The sequence below is a fragment of the Burkholderia sp. BCC0398 genome (assembly GCF_902833245.1).
GTDB classification, from domain to species: domain Bacteria; phylum Pseudomonadota; class Gammaproteobacteria; order Burkholderiales; family Burkholderiaceae; genus Burkholderia; species Burkholderia sola.
Genome location: NZ_CADFEM010000002.1, coordinates 142,494 through 162,972, shown reverse-complemented (window position 1 = coordinate 162,972; position 20,479 = coordinate 142,494). Strand labels below are relative to the sequence as shown.

Genomic DNA, 20,479 nt, shown 5'->3' with positions numbered 1-20,479 from the left:
TCTTGAAAACGGATCGGACGGACGCATTTCGGGAACAGAGTTGAATTCTGGCGTGCGAAACCGCCCAAAACGCGGGGTTTCGTGCAGCAAACAAGCATTTCTGGAGATTAGGAAAAAATGGGAAAGATCATCGGTATTGACCTCGGCACCACGAACTCGTGCGTCGCGATCATGGAAGGCAACCAGGTCAAGGTCATCGAGAACTCGGAAGGCACGCGCACCACGCCGTCGATCATCGCGTACATGGACGACAACGAAGTGCTGGTCGGCGCGCCGGCCAAGCGTCAGTCGGTGACCAACCCGAAGAACACGCTGTTCGCGGTGAAGCGCCTGATCGGCCGCCGCTTCGAAGAGAAGGAAGTCCAGAAGGACATCGGCCTGATGCCGTACTCGATCATCAAGGCCGACAACGGCGATGCATGGGTCGAAGCGCACGGCGAAAAGCTCGCGCCGCCGCAGGTGTCGGCCGAAGTGCTGCGCAAGATGAAGAAGACGGCCGAAGACTACCTCGGCGAGCCGGTCACGGAAGCCGTGATCACGGTGCCGGCGTACTTCAACGACAGCCAGCGCCAGGCGACCAAGGACGCCGGTCGCATCGCGGGCCTCGAAGTCAAGCGGATCATCAACGAGCCGACGGCGGCCGCACTCGCGTTCGGTCTCGACAAGGTCGAGAAGGGCGACCGCAAGATCGCCGTGTATGACCTCGGCGGCGGCACGTTCGACGTGTCGATCATCGAGATCGCGGACGTCGACGGCGAAATGCAGTTCGAAGTGCTGTCGACCAACGGCGACACGTTCCTCGGCGGCGAAGACTTCGACCAGCGCATCATCGATTACATCATCGGCGAGTTCAAGAAGGAGCAGGGCGTCGACCTGTCGAAGGACGTGCTCGCGCTGCAGCGCCTGAAGGAAGCCGCCGAAAAGGCGAAGATCGAGCTGTCGTCGGGCCAGCAGACCGAAATCAACCTGCCGTACATCACGGCGGACGCGTCGGGTCCGAAGCACTTGAACCTGAAGATCACCCGCGCGAAGCTGGAAGCGCTGGTGGAAGACCTCGTCGAGCGCACGATCGAACCGTGCCGCATCGCGATCAAGGACGCAGGCGTCAAGGTGTCGGACATCGACGACGTGATCCTGGTCGGCGGCCAGACGCGCATGCCGAAGGTCATGGAGAAGGTGAAGGAGTTCTTCGGCAAGGATCCGCGCCGTGACGTGAACCCGGACGAAGCCGTCGCGGTCGGCGCGGCGATCCAGGGCCAGGTGCTGTCGGGCGACCGCAAGGACGTGCTGCTGCTCGACGTGACCCCGCTGTCGCTCGGTATCGAGACGCTCGGCGGCGTGATGACGAAGATGATCAACAAGAACACCACGATCCCGACGAAGCACGCGCAAGTGTATTCGACGGCGGACGACAACCAGGGCGCCGTGACGATCAAGGTGTTCCAGGGCGAACGCGAAATGGCGGCGGGCAACAAGCTGCTCGGCGAGTTCAACCTCGAAGGCATCCCGCCGGCACCGCGCGGCGTGCCGCAGATCGAAGTGACCTTCGACATCGACGCGAACGGCATCCTGCACGTCGGCGCGAAGGACAAGGCGACCGGCAAGGAAAACAAGATCACGATCAAGGCGAACTCGGGCCTGTCCGAGGCTGAAATCGACCAGATGATCAAGGACGCGGAAGCGAACGCAGCGGAAGACCACAAGCTGCGCGAGCTGGCCGATTCGCGCAACCAGGGCGACGCGCTGGTCCACAGCACGAAGAAGGCGCTGACCGAGTACGGCGACAAGCTGGATGCGGGCGAGAAGGAAGCGATCGAAGCGGCGCTGAAGTCGCTCGAGGACGCGCTGAAGGACACGTCGGCCGACAAGGCGGCGCTCGACGCGAAGGTCGAGGAGCTCGGCAAGGTCTCGCAGAAGCTCGGCGAGAAGATGTACGCCGACATGCAGGCCCAGCAGGCGGGTGCGGCCGGCGCGGCCGGTGCGACGGAAGGCGCGGCTCATGCGGGTGGTGCGCAACAGGCTGCCGACGACGTCGTCGACGCCGAGTTCAAGGAAGTGAAGAAAGACTAAGCCGGGTTGCCATGGCACCGCACGCCGCGCGCGACACGCGCGCGGCGCGGCTGAACAGCGGTCTGTCTTTCCTTCCGGATGGCCGGATCGACTCCACGCCTGGCGGGCTTCGCGGCCCTCCGGGCACATTTGTTTTTTGGCGGGTGCTGCGCGAGCCGTCCGCGGACGGTGCAGCGCCAGACGAGTCGAGAGACTTTACTGCGGGCGAAAGGAGCCGCCGCGTGCGCGATGCGTGGCGGCACAGTGAATCGATATGGCGAAACGGGATTACTACGAGGTTCTGGGCGTCGCGAAGAATGCGAGCGACGACGAAATCAAGAAGGCATATCGCAAGCTTGCGATGAAGTACCACCCTGACCGCAATCCGGACAGCAAGGATGCGGAAGAGCATTTCAAGGAGGCGAAGGAAGCCTATGAAATGCTGTCGGATGGTCAGAAGCGGGCCGCGTACGACCAGTACGGCCACGCGGGCGTCGATCCGAACATGGGCGGTGCGGGTGCACAGGGCTTCGGCGGCTTCGCGGATGCGTTCGGCGACATCTTCGGCGACATCTTTGGCCAAGCCGCGGGCGGCGCCGCGCGCGGCGGCCGCGGCGGCCCGCAGGTGTATCGCGGTGCCGACCTGCGCTACAGCATGGAAATCACGCTCGAGCAGGCCGCGCACGGCTACGACACGCAGATTCGCGTGCCGAGCTGGGTGTCGTGCGAAGTCTGCCACGGGTCGGGCGCGAAGCCCGGCACGAAGCCGGAAACCTGCCCGACCTGTCACGGCCAAGGCACGGTGCGCATGTCGCAGGGTTTTTTCAGCATCCAGCAGACCTGCCCGAAGTGCCATGGCACGGGTACCTACATCCCCGAGCCGTGCGCGCATTGCCACGGGTCGGGCAAGGTGAAGGAAACCAAGACGCTCGAAGTGAAGATCCCGGCCGGGATCGACGACGGGATGCGGATCCGCTCGGCCGGCAACGGCGAGCCGGGCATCAACGGCGGGCCGCCGGGCGACCTGTACGTCGAGATCCACATCAAACCGCACTCGGTGTTCGAGCGCGACGGCGACGATCTCCACTGCCAGATGCCGATCCCGTTCACGACCGCCGCACTCGGCGGCGAGATCGAGGTGCCGACGCTGGCCGGCCGTGCGTCGTTCCCGGTGCCGGAAGGCACGCAGTCGGGCAAGACGTTCCGCCTGCGCGGCAAGGGCATCAAGGGGCTGCGCTCGAGCATCGCGGGCGATCTGTACGTGCACGTGCAGGTCGAGACGCCCGTGAAGCTGACCGACACCCAGCGCGACCTGCTCAAGCAGTTCGAGAAGTCGCTGGCCGAGGGCGGCGCGCGTCACAGCCCGCAGAGCAAGAGCTGGTTCGACCGTGTGAAGAGCTTCTTCGAGTAATGGCATGACTGAAGGCAACGAGAGCGCGTCGTTCGCGCTCTTGGACGATTGCGACTCGACCGCGTCCGCGCGGTCGAGTCGTTTGTATTCGGGCTTCGTGCACGAACGCGTGTGCACGGACCCGGCGCAGCTCGACGCGATCGATGCGGCGGTGGCGCAGGATCTGCGCGACGGGCTGCATGCGGTCGTCGTCGGCGATTACGAATTCGGACGCAACCTGCAACGAGCGCAGCCGGGCGATGCCCCGCTGCGCTTTTTGCTGTATGCGCGCTGCGAGCGCCTGTCGCGCGACGAAGTCGACGCGTGGCTCGTGCAGCAGGACGGCGGCGGTACGCCGTCGATCGCGGGCGTCGCGCATGTCGCGAAGAGCGTGTCGCGCGATGCGTTCGACGCGGCGATCGCCGCGGTGCACGACGCGCTGCGTGCGGGCGATTCGTATCAGGTCAATTACACGTACCGGCTGAATTTCGATGTGTTCGGCACGCCGCTCGCGCTGTACCGGCGGCTGCGCGCGCGCCAGCCGGTGCGGTACGGCGCGCTGATCGCGCTGCCCGACGGCGCATGGGTCGTATCGTGCTCGCCGGAGCTGTTCGTCGAGAAGCACGGCGATGTACTGCGTGCGCGGCCGATGAAGGGCACCGCACCGCGTTCGGCCGATCCGCGCGAAGATGCGGCCGCCGCCGCGTTCCTCGCGAACGATCCGAAGAACCGCGCGGAAAACGTGATGATCGTCGACCTGCTGCGCAACGACGTGTCGCGGATCGCGCGCACGGGCAGCGTCAAGGTGCCGGCGCTGTTCTCGGTCGAGCCGTATGCGTCGGTGTGGCAGATGACGTCGACGGTCGAGGCCGGCTGGCGCGACGGCACGACGTTCGCGCAGATGCTGCGCGCGCTGTTCCCTTGTGGATCGATCACGGGCGCGCCGAAGTACAAGACGATGCAGTTGATCGACGCGATCGAGTCGACGCCGCGCGGGCTCTATACCGGCGCGATCGGCTGGCTCGATGCGCCGAAGGAAGACGCGGGCGATGCAACGCCCGACGGCGCGGCCGGTTGCGGCGATTTCTGCCTGTCGGTCGCGATTCGGACGCTGACGCTGGATGCGGACGGCGCTAGCAATGACACGGACGGCACGGGTACCACCACCGCGGCAGCCGGCCGGCGACGCGGCACGATGGGCGTCGGCGCGGGCATCGTGCTCGACAGCGTCGCGGCCGACGAATATGCGGAGTGCCAATTGAAAGCACGATTCCTGACGGACGCCGACCCCGGCTTCCAGTTGTTCGAAACGACGGCTGCCACGCGAACGGACGGCATCCGCCATCTCGATCGCCATCTCGCGCGGCTGCAACGCAGCACGGACGCATTCGGCTTCCGTTTCGACGCTGACGCGCTACGCCGGGAGATCGACGCACGCTGCGCGGCGCTCGACGGCGACGGCGCGTACCGGATGAAGCTCGCGCTGGCGAAGGACGGCACGATCGAGATCATCGCGGCGCCGCTCAAGCCGCTGCCGGCGGGGCCGGTCGGCGTGCTGCTGGCAGCCGAGCATGGCTTCGCGCCGACGCGCACCGACGACGCGCTGCTGCTGCACAAGACCACGCGCCGCGCCGAATACGACCGCGCGTGGCAGGCGGCGGAGGCGCTCGGCGGGTTCGACATGCTGTTCGTCAACGAGCGTGGCGAGGTGACGGAAGGCGGGCGCTCGAACGTGTTCGTGAAACTAAATGGTGTGTGGGTGACGCCACCGTTGTCGTGCGGCGTGCTGCCGGGCGTGATGCGCGGTGTGCTACTCGACGATCCGGCAGTAGGCGCCAAAGAGCGTGTGCTGACGCTCGACGATGTGCTGAACGCCGACGAGCTGATGATCTGCAATGCGTTGCGCGGGCCGATGGCAGCGCGGCTGATTCACGGCTGCGCACCGGCCTGAACGCGAATTACTTCTGCGGCGTACATTGCCAGCTTTGCACGACGGCGTGATCGGCTCGGGTAGCGGTCGTTCTCGAAAGTTGCAATGACGGTTCCGACGCGGATACTCCGGTCGCCGCCTGCTTTTTTTCGGTCGCCAGATGGCGGTAGGGCCGACGGAAGTATAGATCGTGACCAGCGCGACGCCCTCACCATCGCCTGCCAGCTTTGGCCCGACGAGTTCAGCCGCCTTTTCATACACATGAGCCATCTTTTGCCGCTCCTTCGATTGACGAAGGTTCGATGGTCGCCGCGACGAAGGCGTGTAGAAATAGGACGAGTTATAAAATACGCGTTGTCCGGTCATGCAGTACGAGAAACGGCGTACTGCATTGCCGGTCAGCTCAGCGAGTGTGCTGCAGCGAACGCCGGCAGTGCGCCATGGCGCTGCCGGCCCACTCAGAACGAGTGTTCCGGGCCCGGAAACGACCGATCCTTCACCGCGCTCACATAGGCTTCGACGGCCGCCTGAATGGTCGGCTGCCCGTGCATGAAATCCTTCACGAAGCGCGGCCGCTTGCCGGGAAACACGCCGAGCATGTCGTGCAGCACGAGCACCTGCCCCGAGCAGTCGGCGCCGGCGCCGATGCCGATCGTCGGGATCTTCAGCATGTGCGTGACTTCGGCCGCGACGAGCGTCGGTACCGCTTCGAGCACGACGAGCTGCGCACCGGCATCCTCGATCGCGCGCGCGTCGCGCAGCAATTGCGCGGCGCCGGCTTCGGTCTTGCCCTGCACCTTGAAGCCGCCGAACGCATGCACCGACTGCGGCGTGAGGCCGAGGTGCGCGCACACGGGCACCGAGCGTTCGACGAGGAAGCGGATCGTATCGGCGAGCCATTCGCCGCCTTCGAGCTTGACCATTTGCGCGCCCGCGCGCATCAGCTTGACCGCGTTCGCGAACGCGTCGGCCGGCGTCCCGTACGTGCCGAACGGCAGATCGGCGACGACGAGCGCGCGCGGCTGCGCCCGGGCGACACAGGCGGTGTGGTACGCGATGTCGTCGATCGACACGGGCAGCGTGGTCGAGTGGCCCTGCAGCACGTTGCCGAGCGAATCGCCGATCAGCAGCACGTCGGTGCCGGCGCGATCGAGCAGCGCGGAAAAGCTCGCGTCGTAGCACGTGAGCATCGCGATCTTCTCGCCGGCGTCGCGCATTGCCTGCAGCTTGGGGACCGTCACGGCAGGCCGGCTCGATTCCTGGAGATAGGTCATGGGAAATCCGGGTCGGTGGTGAGAAACGACAGGCGAGGACGCGTCAGCGCGTCGTCTCGCCCTTGACGAAGAATTCCTTGCGGCCGCGCATCGTCTCGATGCGCTCGACCAGCAGGGCGAGATCTTCGGGGGAATCCAGCGGGTTCAGGTGTTCGGCTGCGACCGTCAGCACCGGCGTGCGGTCGTAGTGGTAGAAGAATTCGTTGTACGCGTCGACGAGCGAGCGCAGGTACGCGTCGCTGATCTGCAGCTCCATCGGCGTCCCGCGCTTCTGGATGCGCGAGAACAGCACTTCGGGGCTGGCCTGCAGATAGACGACGAGATCGGGCGACGGCGCCTGCGGCACGTCGACGTGCGTGGCGACCGAGCGATACAGCTGCCACTCGTCTTCCGGCAGGTTCAGCCGCGCGAAGATGTCGTTCTTCTGCGGCATGAAATCGGCGATGACGGGGCGGCCCGTGTCGAGCGCACCGATCAGCTCGCGCGCCTGCTGCGCGCGCTGCAGCGCGAACGACAGCTGGACGGGCAACGCGTAGCGCGCGGTGTCGCGATAGAAGCGTTCGAGGAACGGGTTGTCCTGCGGGCGCTCGAGCAGCGTCTGCATCGACCAGCGCTCGCCGAGCAGCCGCGCGAGCGTCGTCTTGCCGACGCCGATCGGGCCTTCGATCACGAGATAGCGGTGCGGGGCGCGCAGGTCGGGCGCGGTGACGGTCAGCGGAGTCGAGTTCATCGGCAGCGGGTCTTGTCGGCGTCTTCGCCGGCAGCGAGCGCCTTTTGCATCGGGCACTGGCAGGTTTGCACCTTTTCGACGCGCTGATCCGCGACGGCGGCGAGAAAGGCGTCGGCACGGCCGCGCGCGGGGATGTCGAGCGCCGGCTCGATCTCGACGAGCGGCACGAGCGCGAACGCGCGGTCGGTGAGGCGCGGGTGCGGGACGATCAGGTCGGGTTCGTCGATCGAATCGGCGCCGAACAGCAGGATGTCGAGGTCGAGCGTGCGCGGCGCATTGCGATACGGGCGCTCGCGGCCGAAGTGATGTTCGATCTTCTGGCAGAGCGCGAGCAGCTCGCGGGCCGACAGCGTCGTGTCGAGCTTGACGACGCAGTTGTAGTAGTCGTCGCCGCCCGCTTCGAACGGCGCCGTGCGATACAGGCTCGATTTGCCGAGGATCGAGATGGTGCGCTGCTGCGCGAGGCACACCACCGCGTCCTTCAGGGTCTGGCGCGCATCGCCGAGATTCGCCCCCAGTCCGATATATGCAACCGTCATGGCATCACTTCCTACGTCGTTCGCCGGCGCGCGCGTCAGTCGTCGGAACCGCTCGCGGTATCTGGCGCCTGCTCGGCGGCACCTTCGCCCTGCTGGCGGTTTCGCGCACCGCCGCGGCGGCGCCGCTTGCGGGGCGATTTTTCCTTCGAGCCGCCCTGCGTGAGCAATGCCTCGCGAGCGGCCGCGTCGCCTTCGATGAAATCCGTCCACCACTGTCCGACTTCCGTCTCGAGCTCGCCGGATTCGCAGCGTAACAGGAGGAAATCATACCCCGCTCTAAACCTTTGGTGTTCCAGCAGCCGCATCGCGCTGCGGCCCGAGCGTTTCTCCAGGCGCAGCTGCAGGCCCCAGATCTCGCGCATGTCGGCCGAGTAGCGCTTGTGGATCGCAAGTTTCTCGGTCTGCATGTCGAGCACGTCGTCCATCGCGCGATGGAGCGCCGGCACCGGGATTTCGCCCGCCGCCGTGTATTGCTCGAAGCGCTGGCGCATGTCGTGCCACAGCAGCGTCGCGAACAGGAAGCCCGGCGACACCGGTTTGCCGGCGCGCACGCGCGCGTCGGTGTTGTTCAGCGCGAGCGTGATGAACTTCTCGCCCTGCGGCTGTTCGAGCACGACGTCGAGCAGCGGCAGCAGTCCGTGGTGCAGCCCTTCCTTGCGCAGCCGCTGCAGGCACGCGAGCGCGTGGCCCGACAGCAGCAGCTTCAGCATTTCGTCGAACAGGCGCGCGGCGGGCACGTTGTTGATCAGGTCGGCGAGCGCGTGGATCGGCTCGCGCGTATGCGGCTCGATCTCGAAATCGAGCTTCGCCGCGAAGCGCACGACGCGCAGCATCCGCACCGGATCCTCGCGAAAGCGCGTGGCCGGATCGCCGATCATCCGCAGCAGGCGGGCGCGTACGTCGGCCATCCCGTCGTGATAGTCGAGCACCGTCTGCGTCGACGGGTCGTAGTACATCGCGTTGATCGTGAAGTCGCGGCGCGCGGCGTCCTCGTGCTGCTCGCCCCACACGTTGTCGCGCAGCACGCGGCCGCTCGCATCGACCGCGTGCGTGCGGCGATCGAGTTCGTCGCGCTTCAGGCGCCTCGGCGGCTCGGCCGTGGCCGCCGCCGCGGCCGCCTCGGGCGGTGCGTCGACCAGCGCGCGGAACGTCGAGACCTCGATCAGTTCCTGGCCGAACTGCACGTGGACGATCTGGAAGCGGCGGCCGATCAGGCGCGCGCGGCGGAACAGGCGCTGCACCTCGGTCGGCGTCGCGTCGGTCGCGACGTCGAAGTCTTTCGGCGCGATGCCGAGCAGCAGGTCGCGCACCGCGCCGCCGACGATGAACGCGCGGAAACCCGCCTGCTGCAGCGTGTCGGTCACGCGCACCGCGTTCTTCGAGATCAGCGCCGGGTTGATACCGTGCACGCTGGCCGGCACGACGGTCGGCTCATGGTTGCTGCGCGGTTTCTTCGCGCCGCCGCCGCGGGCGCCCTTCGGCGCGCGCGGGGCAGCAGGGGCCGCTTCGTCGGCCGGGGCCGCCGCGGGGGACGTTTGCTCGGTTTCGTCCTGGCCGAGCAGCTTTCGAATGAATTTTTTGATCACGACGTTCAGAAGAGATCGAGGATACGCCAGCCGCGGGTGCTTGCATGCGCACGCAGCGTGTCGTCAGGGTTGGTCGCGATCGGGTCGGTGACTTTCTCGAGCAGCGGGATGTCGTTGTGCGAGTCGCTGTAGAAGTAGCTGTGTTCGAAGTCGTCCCAGTGCTTGCCGAGCGACGCGAGCCATGCTTCGGTGCGCACGATCTTGCCTTCGCGATAGCTCGGCGTGCCGGTCGGTCGGCCCGTGTACGGCGAATCGGGATGCCCGTCGGTCGTTTCGACCTCGCACGCGATCAGCGTGTCGACGCCGAACGCGGTCGCGATCGGGCGCGTGATGAATGCGTTGGTCGCGGTCACGACGCAGCACAGGTCGCCCGCATCGAGGTGCTTGCGTACCAGTTCGAGCGCAGCGGGCGTCATCGCGGGGCGGATCACCTCGTGCATGTACTGCTCGTGCCATTCGGCGAGTTGCGCGCGCGAATACTTCGCGAGCGGCGTGAGCATCGCGCACAGGTACGCATGGATGTCGAGCTGGCCGGCCTTGTAGTCGGCGAAGAACTGGTCGTTCTGACGCGAGAAGCTTTCCGCGTCGACGATGCCGAGCTTCACCATGAAGCGACCCCATTCGTGGTCGCTATCGGTCGGGATCAGCGTGTGATCGAGGTCAAAGAGTGCCAGATTAGTCATGGAAGCGCATTTTACTCGAAGCGGTTCGGGCCCGTGCCCGGTGGTGTGATGTCGTCGCCGGGACGCGCGAGCATCCGGCGCAGCAGCGGCAGCGTGACCGCGCGTTTCTGCTCGAGCGAGAAGCGGTCGAGCGCGTCGAGCAACGCCATCAGGCTCGGCATGTCGCGGCGGAAATGGGTCAGCAGGTACGCGGCGATGTCGTCGGTGAGCGCGATCCCGCGTTCCTTCGCGGCGAGCTTGAGCACTGCGATCTTGCCTGCGTCGGACGGCGGCGACAGATGGAACACGAGCCCCCACCCGAGGCGCGTGCGCAGATCCTCGCGCACGTCGAGCGCGAGCGGCGCCGCCGGGCCCGCCGCGACGAACGCGCTCGACGGATGCGCGCGCACTTCGTTGAACAGGTTGAACAGCGCGACCTGCTGCGTGTCGCTCATCCGGTCGCAGTCGTCGATCGCGTAGATGCCGATGCGCGGGTCGAACGTGAAGGCGCCGAGCGGGCTCTGCGGCGTCAGGTAGCGCGCATAGCCGTACGATGCGTCGCTCACGAGCGCCTGCAGCAGATGGGTGCGGCCGCTGCCGGGCTCGCCCCAGATATAGAACGACCGGTCCGGCACAGGGCCGGCCGCGAGCGCGAGATCGAGCTTCTGCAGGCGCGAGACGAGCTCGTCGTTCTCCTCGTTCATGATGAAGTTGTCGAACGTGGCGGGCGGCGGCGTGCCGAGATCGAGCGTCAGTTGACGGGACACAGCAGTCACAATGCGGATCGGTTGAAAAAACGCGTGCCGTACGCCGGGCACGCGCGGGGGAAGGCGCCTCGGCTGGCTTCACGCGCGACCGTACGCACGGCGGCGCGGCGCGGGTTTCGGCGCGCTTCGCCCGGCGATGAAAACGGGGACGTGTCGACCAAGATGCAATCCCTGACGATTCGGTGCTGGGAATTCCGGCCAACGGGCCGGCTTCGGGTAAAATCGCATTTTACCGACCTTCTCGCATTCCCCCATGAATCCTCCGAAATCCGCTCCCGACGCTCAAGGTCTGTCCTATCGCGACGCAGGTGTCGACATCGACGCAGGCGACGCGCTCATCGACAAGATCAAGCCTTTTGCGAAGAAAACCCTGCGCGACGGCGTGCTCGGCGGCATCGGCGGGTTCGGCGCGCTGTTCGAAGTGCCGAAGAAGTACCAGGAGCCCGTGCTCGTGTCGGGCACCGACGGCGTTGGCACCAAGCTCAAGCTGGCCTTTCATCTGAACAAACACGACACCGTCGGCCAGGATCTCGTCGCGATGAGCGTGAACGACATCCTCGTGCAGGGCGCCGAGCCGCTGTTCTTCCTCGACTACTTCGCATGCGGCAAGCTCGACGTCGATACGGCCGCCACCGTCGTCAAGGGCATCGCGCACGGCTGCGAACTGTCGGGCTGCGCGCTGATCGGCGGTGAAACGGCCGAAATGCCGGGCATGTACCCGGACGGCGAATACGACCTGGCCGGCTTCGCGGTCGGCGCGGTCGAGAAGAGCAAGATCATCGACGGCAGCACGATCGCCGAAGGCGACGTGGTGCTGGGCCTCGCATCGAGCGGCATCCACTCGAACGGCTTCTCGCTCGTGCGCAAGATCATCGAGCGCGCGAATCCGGACCTGTCGGCCGATTTCCACGGCCGCTCGCTGGCCGATACGCTGATGGCGCCGACGCGCATCTACGTGAAGCCGCTGCTCGCGCTGATGCAGAAGCTGTCGGTGAAGGGCATGGCGCACATCACCGGTGGCGGCCTCGTCGAGAACATCCCGCGCGTGCTGCGCGAAGGCCTCACCGCCGAGCTCGACCAGAACGCATGGCCGTTGCCGCCGCTGTTCAAGTGGCTGCAGGAGCACGGCGGCGTCGCCGACGCGGAAATGCACCGCGTGTTCAACTGCGGGATCGGGATGGCCGTGATCGTCTCGGCGGCCGATGCCGACGCAGCGATCGCCGACCTGACCGCCGCCGGCGAACAGGTGTGGAAGATCGGCACCGTGCGGGCGACCCGCGAAGGCGAGGCACAGACGGTCGTGGTCTGACGCACCGCAGGCAGATGCAGTAGGAAAAGCCGCCCGGAGTCGATCCGGGCGGTTTTTTTTCGGGCGCCGCGTGGCGGTCGGACGCGCGTCGACGCTTACGCGGACGCTCGCGGCGCGCTCGCCGGCCGCGCGCCGGCCAGCAACGGCGGCACGAACAGGTACAGCAGCGCGGCCGCGGCCCACACGAGGCCCGGCCACGTCGCACGCGTCGCCGCGTAGGTCGCGGTGACGACCAGCGGCCCCGCGACGCCGATCAGGCTCGCCACGCTCGCCAGCGTGCCCTGCAGTTCGCCCTGGCGTGCATCGTCGACCTGCCGCGCGAGCATCGCCTGCAACGCCGGCAGCGTCATGCCGCCGGCCGCGAACAGTGGCAGCAGCGCGAACGGCACCCATGTGGCGGTCGCGAACGCGATGACGGCCAGCCCGAGCGCATCGCCTGCAAGACCCAACGCGAGCGCGCGCCGCTCGCCGAGCCGCGCGATCAGCGGCCCGATCGCGAATGCCTGAGCGAGCGCGTGGCACGCGCCGTAACCGGCGAGCGACAGCCCCGCGACCGGCGTCGACCAGCCGAAATGTTCCTGGCCGTACAGGATCCACAGCGTCGCGGGCGCCTGCGACACCAGCGCGACGATCACGTAGATGCCGACCAGCGGCGCGAGCGCGGGCGCACCGCTCAGCCGTCGCAGGCTCGCGAACGGATTGAGCGCGCTGGCCGTCCGGCCTTCGCGGGCCGAACGCGGCCGCGATTCCGGCAGTACGCGCCATACGAGCACGAGATTCAGCGCATTGAGCAACGCGGCCGCGACGAACGGCGCACGCAGGTGCAGCGCGCCGAGCAGCCCGCCGATCAGCGGGCCGGCGATGAAGCCGATGCCCATCATCGCGCCGAGCTGGCCGAAGCGCCGTGCGCGGTCGGGCTCGGCCGTCACGTCGGTCACGTACGCGGTCGCGACCGCGACGTTCGCGCCGCTGATGCCCGCGATCAGCCGGCCGACGTACAGCCACGCGAGTGTCGGCGCGAGCGCCATCAGCAGATAGTCGAGCGCGGCGCCCGCGAGCGATGCGAGCAGCACCGGGCGGCGGCCGAAACGGTCGCTCAGCGTGCCGAGCAGCGGCGCACACAGGAACTGCGCGAACGCGTACAGCGCGAGCAGGATGCCGTAGTGGGTGTCGGTGCTGCCCGCGGCGGCGAGCGAACGCAGCAGCCCGGGCAGGATCGGCATCACGATCCCGACGCCGATCGCGTCGAGCAGGACCGTGGCCAGGATGGCAATAAGGGACGGATTCAAGGGTATCACTCTATCGATGATAGAGTGCGAAGTATTCCACAGTTTCCCTATCGGTGATAGAGATGAAGGACACAGGCGCGCGGCTGACGCGCGACACGGTATTGCGCGCGGCGCTCGATTTGCTGAATGAGGTGGGGATCGACGGGCTGTCGACGCGGCGGCTCGCCGAACGGCTCGGCGTGCAGTCGCCGACGCTGTACTGGCATTTCAGGAACAAGGCCGAGCTGCTCGACGCGATGGCCGAGGCGATCATGCTCGAGCGTCACGGCGCGTCGCTGCCGCGGCCGGGCGACGTGTGGGATGCGTGGCTCGCGGAGAATGCGCGCAGTTTCCGCCGCGCGCTGCTGGCCTACCGCGACGGCGCGCGCCTGCACGCCGGCACGCGGCCGCGCGCGCTGCATTTCAGCTCGATCGAACGCAAGGTCGCGCTGCTGGGCGACGCGGGGTTCGCGCCGGACGAGGCGGTCGACGTGATGGTCGCGATCGGCCGCTTCGTGGTCGGATGGGTGCTGGAAGAGCAGGCGGGGCCGGGGGCAGGTGCCGATGCGCCGCTGCCGGATGCGGCCGAGTATCCGTTGTTCGCGAAAGGCTGGGCCGCGCTGCGCGAGCGCAGCGACGACGAAGCGTTCGAGCGCGGTATCGCGTGGATCGTCGACGGCGCCCGCGCGCGCCTGGCGGCGCGTCAGGCCGGCTGAGTGGTCAGCCCGGCGTGCGACCGTCCAGGACGCGTTCAAGCGCGTCGAGCGCGCGGGCCGTCGAATCCGGCGCGATGCAATCGACGACGATCCGCTCCGGCATCGCGCGCAGCCACGTGATCTGGCGCTTGCAAAGCTGACGTGTCGCGAAGATGCCCTTGTCGCGCATCGTCCGGTAGTCGGTGTCGCCGTCGAGGAATTCCCATGCTTGCCGGTAGCCGACGCAACGCATCGACGGCAGGTCGGGATGGAGATCGTCGCGGCGGCGCAGCCGTTCGACTTCGTCGATGAAGCCCGCGTCGAGCATCGCGTCGAAGCGCTGCGCGATCCGCGCGTGCAGTACCGCGCGGTCCGACGGCTCGAGCGCGACCGGCACGAAGCGGTATGCGGCGGCCGCATCGTCCGTGCGGCGCGGCGCGGCGAGCAGCGCCGACATCGGCTGCCCGCTCAACATGAAGATTTCGAGCGCACGCTGGATCCGCTGCGAATCGTTCGGCGCAAGCCGCGCGGCCGTGTCGGGGTCGACCTGCGCGAGCCGCGCGTGCAGCGCGGGCCAGCCATCGCGCGCGGCGTCGGCGTCGAGTGCCGCGCGGACCTCCGGATCGGCGCCCGGCAGGTCGTTGAGCCCTTGCGTCAGCGCCCTGTAGTACAGCATCGTGCCGCCCGCGAGCAACGGCGTGCGGCCGCGCGCGACGATCTCGCCGATCAGGCGCAGCGTGTCCGCGCGGAATTCCGCAGCCGAATACGCGTCGGCCGGGTCGATGATGTCGATCAGGTGATGCGGCACGCGCGCGCGCTCGTCGCGCGACGGTTTCGCGGTACCGATATCCATGTCGCGGTAGACGAGCGCCGAATCGACGCTGACGATCTCGATCGGGCGGCGCGCGGCGAGCGCCAGCGCCGCGGCGGTCTTCCCCGAAGCGGTGGGGCCGAGCAGGCAGGCGATCGTCGTCGGACGGGAGGGCGAAGCAGCGCTCATTGCCCGCGCATGAAGAGACGGTCGAGATCGTTCAGCGTGAGCTGATACCAGGTCGGCCGGCCGTGATTGCACTGGTCCGCGCGCTCGGTCGCCTCCATCTGGCGCAGCAGCGCGTTCATTTCGTCGAGCGTCAGGCGCCGGTTCGCGCGCACCGCGTGATGGCACGCGAGCGTGCCGAGCAGTTCGTGCTGGCGCTCGGTGAGCACGCGCGAGCCGCCGAACGCGTGCAGGTCGGCGAGCACCGCGCGCGCCAGCGACTGCAGGTCGGCGTCCTTCAGCAGCGCCGGCACCGCGCGGATCGCGAGCGTCGTCGGCGACAGCACCGCAAGGTCGAAGCCGAGCGATTCGAGCGTGTCGCGTTCTTCCTCGACCGTGCCGATCTCGACCGGCGTGGCCGTCATCGAGATCGGCAGCAGCAGCGACTGCACGGCGACCGTGCGGTCGGCGAGCGCGTTCTTGAACTGCTCGTACAGGATCCGCTCGTGCGCCGCGTGCATGTCGACGATCACGAGGCCGTATGCGTTCTGTGCCAGCACGTAGATCCCGTGGATCTGGCCGAGCGCGAAGCCGAGCGGCTGGTCGTCGTGCGCGCCGGCCGCGAGCGGCGACGCGGCGAAGCCCGGCAGCGGCGCGACCGGTGTGTCGGCCGGATCGGCCGCATCGCGGGCGATGAGCGTCGTGCCGTCCGGCGTGCCCGCGCCGCTGTCCTTGCGGCCGAACAGCGCGTCGTAGAGCGCGAGCGGCTGCGCGACGGGCAGCGTGCCTTGCGTCATCCGCGCCTGACGCATCCACGTGTTGCCGGACGACGATGACGATGACGATGACGACGACGAGAAGCCGCTGCCGCCGATTCCGCCGCTGCCGCCTGTCGCGTGGCCCGGGCTTTGGCCGAGCGGCGTGTCGAGGAACGACGACGGCCCGCGCGGCGCGGGTTCGAGATGCGCGGCATGGCCGCCCGCCGTGGTTTCCGGCGACGCGCCCGCATGGCGCGCGAGCGCCCGCTGGACCGCATGGAACACGTACTGGTGGATCGAGCGCGAATCGCGGAACCGCACTTCGATCTTCGACGGATGCACGTTCACGTCGACGGCTTCGGGCGGCAGGTCGAGGAACAGCACGTACGACGGATAGCGGTCGCCGTGCAGCACGTCCTCGTAGGCCGCACGCACCGCGTGCGTCAGCAGCTTGTCGCGCACGAAGCGGCCGTTCACGAAGAAATACTGCTGGTCGGCGCGCCCGCGGCTCGCGGTCGGCAAGCCGGCGCAGCCGTACACGGCGAGCGGGCCGGCCTGCTCGTCGAGCGGCAGGTGCGCGGTCGCGAAGCTGTCGCCGAGGATCTTCGCGACGCGCTGTGCGGGCTCGGTCGCATTCCAGTGCTCGACGGCCTTGCCGTTGTGCAGCACCGAGATCGCGACGTCCGGCCGCGCGAGCGCCGCGCGGCGGATCATTTCCAGGCAGTGGCCGAATTCGGTCTGCTCGCTCTTCAGGAACTTGCGTCGCGCGGGCGTGTTGAAGTACAGCTCGCGCACCTCGATCGTCGTGCCGATCGAGCCGGCGGCGGGCGACAGCACGCCCGTCTGCGCGTCGATCTTCATCGCGTGCGCGGCATCGGCCGTCCGGCTCGTGATCGACATCTCGGCGACCGACGCGATCGACGCGAGCGCTTCGCCGCGAAAACCGAGCGTCGCGACCGCCTCGAGCTCCTCGAGCGAGCGGATCTTGCTGGTCGCGTGGCGCATCAGCGCGAGCGCCAGTTCGTCCGGCGGAATCCCGCAGCCGTCGTCGGTGATCGAGATGCGCTTGACGCCGCCTTCTTCCAGCACGATGCGCAGCGTCGTTGCGCCGGCATCCATTGCGTTCTCGAGCAGTTCCTTGACGACCGACGCCGGGCGTTCGACGACCTCGCCGGCGGCGATCTGGCTGATCAGCTGGTCGGGCAGGGGCTGGATCGCGCGCAGCGGGCGCGCGGCGGGGGCGGGCGCGGCGCCCGCGGCCGTTTCGGTGATATCGGACATGGCCGAATTATAGCGAGGCCGCGAACGCATGCCGGGGCGGCCGACCGTTACGTTTTTTCACGGAGCCTTAAGGTAGTTTCGGTATCATCACCCCGTTGCACGCGCCGCCTTGGCTGGCGGCCGCCTCGGCCATGTCTGGCCTGTTCCGGCCGTTCCGGCCCCATCGCCTTCGAGGAATCGCATTTGGATACGCTGCTTCATTTCGTCAACCTTGTCCTGCATATCGACGCTTTCCTCGGCGATTTCATCCGGCAGTACGGTGCGTGGGTCTATCTCGTGCTGTTTCTGATCGTGTTCTGCGAGACGGGCCTCGTCGTGTTCCCGTTCCTGCCCGGCGATTCGCTGCTGTTCATCGGCGGCGCGTTCGCGGCGACGGGCGAAATGAACGTCGGCGCGCTGATCGTGCTGCTGCTCGTCGCGGCGATTACCGGCAACACCGTGAACTACCTGATCGGCCGCTGGGTCGGCCCGAAGGTGTTCAATACGCATATCCCGGTGCTCGAGCGCTTCCTCGATCGCGCCGCGCTACAGAAGACCCACTCGTTCTACGACAAGCACGGCGGCAAGACGATCGTGCTCGCGCGCTTCATTCCGGTCGTGCGCACGTTCGCGCCGTTCGTCGCGGGGGCGTCGTCGATGAGCGTCGGGCGCTTCCAGTTGTTCAACGTGATCGGCGCGCTGGTGTGGGTGCTGCTGCTCGTGCTGCTCGGTTATTTCTTCGGCAACATCCCGTTCGTCCGCCAGTACCTGAACGTGATCGTGCTGGTCGGGATCGGCGCGGCAATCGTGCCGGTCGCGCTCGGCGCGGTATGGAAGCTCGTGCGCGGGCGACGCTCGGACGGGACGCCGAAGGCGGGCGGGCGCTGACGCGGCGCGCTTCGGCGCAATGAAAAAGCGTGGCAGTTTACGGCTGCCACGCTTTTTTTTTCGTCCGTGCGGTTCGGCCGCTGCTTTCGTCACGCGTTGCGTTGCGAGACCGGCGTTTCGGGCGTCGGATAGCCGGCTTCGCGGAACGTGTCGAGAATCACGCGGTGGGTGTCGCAGTACACCTGCCAGTAGTTCTCCGGCTGAGTCGACGGGCGCACGAACAGCAGCGGGCCTTCCGGCGTGAACTGCAGCACGCCGACGTCCGGCGCCGGTACCTTCAGCACGTTCGGAACCAGCTGGATCTGCGTCTTCAGGCGGTTGATCGCATCGGCCGCGTCGACGCTGTGCGCGATCTTCGCGGTCAGGTCGACGCGGCGGTGCGGCGTCGCGCTGTAGTTCGCGATGTTGTCCGAGAAGATCTTGTTGTTGCCGACGATCGTCACGATGTTGTCGGCGGTGATGATCGTCGTGCCGAACAGGCCGAGCTCCTTCACGGTGCCCGTGACGCCGCCCGCGCTGATTACGTCGCCGATCTTGAACGGGCGCAGCACCTGCATGAACACGCCGGCGGCGAAATGCGCGAGCAGGCCGCCCCAGGCGGTGCCGATCGCGAGACCGAGGCCGGCGAGCAGCGCGGCGAACGAGGTCGTCTGTACGCCGAAGATCTGCAGGATCGCGAGGATCAGCAGGATCGTCAGCAGCACGCCGACGACGGAGGTCAGGTAGTCGGTGAGCGTCGGGTCGACCTTGCCGCTGCGGCGAACGACCTTGCCGAGCAGGCGGGTACCGATGCGGATCGCCCAGCGGCCGACGAACCACAACACGATCGCGGCGAGGAGGTTGAGGCCGAAGTCGAGGCCGCGGGTCATCAGGAATTGCTGGGCGGTGGCGAGATCGATCACGCGTTCTCCGAAGTCGAGGGTAAAAGGGCGGCGCATGCGCCGGAATGGGAGGCGCTTTTATAACCTGACCTGTGAAGCGCGGGCAACCGGGCTGACATTGGTTGACGTAATGAAAAGCGGGCAGGACGTGGGTGCGTGCCGCCCGTTCGAGGTCCGGCCTGTCGTGGCGCGCGCCGGTGTAGCGTCGCTCACCGCGCTGCGCGCCCGTAGGTGTCCTCGAAGCGGACGATGTCGTCTTCGCCGAGATATGCGCCCGACTGGACTTCGATCGGTTCGAGCGGAATCGTGCTGGGGTTCGTCAGCCGGTGGGTCGCGCCGAGCGGGATGTAGGTCGACTGGTTTTCGGTCAGGTCGCGCCGCGGTGGCCGACGATGGCGCGATGTTCGCGGCGATGGAGGTTCACGACGGGCAGCGGACGACGGTCGACGACGTGCATCAGCCGTTCAACGGCAATTTCTGCATGATCGCGTGCACGCATTCCCGCGGACCTGCTTCGCCCGTCCGGACGTGCACGTCGGGAGATACCGGTTTTTCATAGGTCGATTCGATGCCGGTGAACTGCCGAAGCGTCCCTTGCCTTGCCCGCGCATAGAGCCCTTTGGGGTCGCGCGCTTCCGCCACATCCAGCGCAACGTCGACGAAGACTTCGAAAAACATGCCCTGCGGGAAGCGGGCGCGCGCTTTGGCGCGTGCGTCCCGAAACGGCGAGATCAGCGCAACGATGACGACGAGCCCGGCAGCCACCATCAGGCGCGCGACCTCGGCCGTCCGACGAATGTTCTCGTGGCGGTCTGCGTCGCTGAATCCGAGATCCTGGTTCAATCCTTCGCGAAGCTGGTCGCCGTCCAGCAGAAAAGTCCGAAGGCCGTGTGCATCGAGCTGTTCCTTCAGAAGATTCGACAGCGTCGATTTACCGGCACCGGACACCCCGGTGAGCCATACCACGAACGCATGGTCCTGCTTCATGCTGGAAAGCACGGATTGATTGCCCGTCGACATGACAGGGCGGGAATTGGAGCGATCTTGCGTCATCTCGGATTCGATGTGCCGGTAACGGCGTCGTACATTATTGATGCGAATTCATTCGTCGCCGAATTGTAACGGCGCCTTTAAAAATTGGTAAGTTGAATATTTTGATCGGGAATAAGCGCTTGCCTTCAAGCGGCGCGATGGTGTGCGCACCGCGTCCGTCCGGTAATGATTGCCGGCCCGTTGTAATGATTCGAAATAATGTGCGTGGTCGACAGGGTTCTCGACCGCATGTCGATTTATCGACCTGGATTCGGGGGTCGACATGAAGTCACAAGGGCATTAATTTTTTATTCGGCGAAATATCGCAATAGCCAGCACGGGCTGCTTTGTGACGCGTCTCTGTCACTTATTATCGAATTGGGGAATTATCCGAGGGCATGTTTTCCGACCTTATTTGCCGGGCGACGATTGGCGTCCCTTCCGATTGCGTCGGCAGCACCGAGCGCCGGCCCCGTTGAAAGCCG

The 20,479-nt window shown here is 67.0% G+C and carries 17 protein-coding genes and 1 pseudogene; 6 read left to right on the top strand and 12 right to left on the bottom strand.

All coding sequences use genetic code 11. The features are described from left to right. Positions 1 to 117: 117 nt before the first annotated feature. The 3 genes from dnaK (at position 118) to HWX76_RS04605 (ending at position 5,390) form a co-directional block, all read left to right on the top strand. Positions 118 to 2,070 carry a molecular chaperone DnaK gene (dnaK, locus tag HWX76_RS04615; protein ID WP_089488182.1) on the top strand — a complete coding sequence of 651 codons (1,953 nt, stop codon included), beginning with the start codon at positions 118 to 120 and terminating at the stop codon, positions 2,068 to 2,070. Positions 2,071 to 2,323: 253 nt separating this feature from the next. Next, positions 2,324 to 3,460, top strand: coding sequence for a molecular chaperone DnaJ (gene dnaJ / locus HWX76_RS04610; RefSeq protein WP_050011765.1), 1,137 nt, complete (start codon positions 2,324 to 2,326; stop codon positions 3,458 to 3,460). Between the two features lie 4 nt (positions 3,461 to 3,464). Next, positions 3,465 to 5,390 (top strand): bifunctional anthranilate synthase component I family protein/class IV aminotransferase, encoded by a 1,926-nt coding sequence (locus HWX76_RS04605; protein ID WP_176015559.1) that lies wholly within the window; start codon positions 3,465 to 3,467, stop codon positions 5,388 to 5,390. Positions 5,391 to 5,827: 437 nt separating this feature from the next. Here the strand turns inward: HWX76_RS04605 and panB are convergent, their stop codons facing one another. From panB to hda, 6 genes are read right to left on the bottom strand one after another with little or no spacing between them, the layout of a single operon-like run. Next, positions 5,828 to 6,643: a 3-methyl-2-oxobutanoate hydroxymethyltransferase gene (gene panB / locus HWX76_RS04600; protein ID WP_089488184.1), complete on the bottom strand. Its 816-nt coding sequence runs from the start codon at positions 6,641 to 6,643 to the stop codon at positions 5,828 to 5,830. A 43-nt stretch (positions 6,644 to 6,686) separates the two neighbouring features. Further along, positions 6,687 to 7,373 (bottom strand): deoxynucleoside kinase, encoded by a 687-nt coding sequence (locus HWX76_RS04595; RefSeq protein ID WP_050011762.1) that lies wholly within the window; start codon positions 7,371 to 7,373, stop codon positions 6,687 to 6,689. Next, positions 7,370 to 7,912: a 2-amino-4-hydroxy-6-hydroxymethyldihydropteridine diphosphokinase gene (gene folK / locus HWX76_RS04590; RefSeq protein WP_034187173.1), complete on the bottom strand. Its 543-nt coding sequence runs from the start codon at positions 7,910 to 7,912 to the stop codon at positions 7,370 to 7,372. Before folK ends, HWX76_RS04595 begins: the two co-directional genes overlap by 4 nt. 35 nt (positions 7,913 to 7,947) lie before the next feature. Beyond that, a complete protein-coding gene (gene pcnB, locus HWX76_RS04585; protein ID WP_050011761.1) occupies positions 7,948 to 9,498 on the bottom strand; it encodes a polynucleotide adenylyltransferase PcnB in 1,551 nt (516 codons plus the stop codon). A gap of 5 nt (positions 9,499 to 9,503) precedes the next feature. Continuing rightward, positions 9,504 to 10,181 (bottom strand): HAD family hydrolase, encoded by a 678-nt coding sequence (locus HWX76_RS04580; protein WP_050011760.1) that lies wholly within the window; start codon positions 10,179 to 10,181, stop codon positions 9,504 to 9,506. Positions 10,182 to 10,192: 11 nt separating this feature from the next. Then, on the bottom strand, positions 10,193 to 10,927 hold the full coding sequence (gene hda, locus HWX76_RS04575; protein ID WP_034200992.1) for a DnaA regulatory inactivator Hda: 735 nt from the start codon (positions 10,925 to 10,927) through the stop codon (positions 10,193 to 10,195). 253 nt (positions 10,928 to 11,180) lie between these two features. On the opposite strand from hda, the gene purM reads away from it, so the two are divergent. Next, the gene (purM, locus tag HWX76_RS04570) at positions 11,181 to 12,236 is read left to right on the top strand and encodes a phosphoribosylformylglycinamidine cyclo-ligase (protein ID WP_050011759.1); all 1,056 of its coding nucleotides are present in this window, start codon (positions 11,181 to 11,183) and stop codon (positions 12,234 to 12,236) included. A gap of 95 nt (positions 12,237 to 12,331) precedes the next feature. Here purM and tet read toward each other — a convergent pair whose 3' ends face one another. Beyond that, the gene (gene tet / locus HWX76_RS04565) at positions 12,332 to 13,531 is read right to left on the bottom strand and encodes a Tet(A)/Tet(B)/Tet(C) family tetracycline efflux MFS transporter (RefSeq protein WP_204383848.1); all 1,200 of its coding nucleotides are present in this window, start codon (positions 13,529 to 13,531) and stop codon (positions 12,332 to 12,334) included. A gap of 56 nt (positions 13,532 to 13,587) precedes the next feature. On the opposite strand from tet, the gene tetR reads away from it, so the two are divergent. Then, on the top strand, positions 13,588 to 14,220 hold the full coding sequence (tetR, locus tag HWX76_RS04560) for a tetracycline resistance transcriptional repressor TetR (protein WP_050011757.1): 633 nt from the start codon (positions 13,588 to 13,590) through the stop codon (positions 14,218 to 14,220). Between the two features lie 4 nt (positions 14,221 to 14,224). Here tetR and miaA read toward each other — a convergent pair whose 3' ends face one another. Beyond that, entirely contained in the window at positions 14,225 to 15,199 is a 975-nt protein-coding gene (miaA, locus tag HWX76_RS04555) for a tRNA (adenosine(37)-N6)-dimethylallyltransferase MiaA (RefSeq protein WP_176015558.1), read from the bottom strand. Next, positions 15,196 to 17,214 (bottom strand): DNA mismatch repair endonuclease MutL, encoded by a 2,019-nt coding sequence (mutL, locus tag HWX76_RS04550; protein WP_050011755.1) that lies wholly within the window; start codon positions 17,212 to 17,214, stop codon positions 15,196 to 15,198. Before mutL ends, miaA begins: the two co-directional genes overlap by 4 nt. Positions 17,215 to 17,397: 183 nt before the next feature. On the opposite strand from mutL, the gene HWX76_RS04545 reads away from it, so the two are divergent. Beyond that, positions 17,398 to 18,081 carry a DedA family protein gene (locus tag HWX76_RS04545; RefSeq protein ID WP_050011754.1) on the top strand — a complete coding sequence of 228 codons (684 nt, stop codon included), beginning with the start codon at positions 17,398 to 17,400 and terminating at the stop codon, positions 18,079 to 18,081. 89 nt (positions 18,082 to 18,170) lie between these two features. On the opposite strand, the gene HWX76_RS04540 is transcribed toward HWX76_RS04545, so the two are convergent. The 3 genes and pseudogenes from HWX76_RS04540 to cysC form a co-directional block, all read right to left on the bottom strand. Then, positions 18,171 to 18,983: a mechanosensitive ion channel family protein gene (locus HWX76_RS04540; protein WP_050011753.1), complete on the bottom strand. Its 813-nt coding sequence runs from the start codon at positions 18,981 to 18,983 to the stop codon at positions 18,171 to 18,173. 188 nt (positions 18,984 to 19,171) lie between these two features. After that, positions 19,172 to 19,333 (bottom strand): annotated as a pseudogene (locus HWX76_RS04535) (mannose-1-phosphate guanylyltransferase/mannose-6-phosphate isomerase); the annotation flags it as partial. Positions 19,334 to 19,418: 85 nt separating this feature from the next. After that, complete coding sequence (gene cysC / locus HWX76_RS04530) at positions 19,419 to 19,982, bottom strand: adenylyl-sulfate kinase (RefSeq protein WP_050011752.1); 564 nt, start codon at positions 19,980 to 19,982, stop codon at positions 19,419 to 19,421. Positions 19,983 to 20,479: the final 497 nt, after the last annotated feature.